Genomic DNA, 290 nt, shown 5'->3' with positions numbered 1-290 from the left:
ACCAGCAGGCCGTCGTTGCCGCCCACCCAGCCGGTGTTCACCTTCTGGCCGTCGGCCTTCAGGTCGAACTGCACGCCGGCCGACAGGTTCAGCGTCTGCACGCCGTTGCCGTCCAGGTCCAGCACCATCGGCGTGACGCCGATCTGTTTCAGGTGCGTGACCTGGCTGGTGGTCAGGGCTTGCACCTGGCTCGACGTCAGCGCCTTGGTCTGGCTCGACGTCAGCGCTTCCACCTGGCCGGTGGTCAGCGCCTGCATGCTGCTGGTGGTCAGCGCGGTCACCTGGTTGGT

The 290-nt window shown here is 67.2% G+C and carries 1 protein-coding gene; it reads right to left on the bottom strand.

Translation table 11 applies throughout. The annotated features are described in order from the left end of the window. The coding region (locus tag ASC94_RS32950) for a hypothetical protein (protein ID WP_056392633.1) at positions 1–290 on the bottom strand (290 nt) is incomplete at both ends.

This window comes from Massilia sp. Root418 (assembly GCF_001425265.1).
In the GTDB taxonomy this organism is placed as follows: domain Bacteria; phylum Pseudomonadota; class Gammaproteobacteria; order Burkholderiales; family Burkholderiaceae_D; genus Rugamonas.
This window is presented reverse-complemented; position numbering and strand designations above follow the sequence as displayed.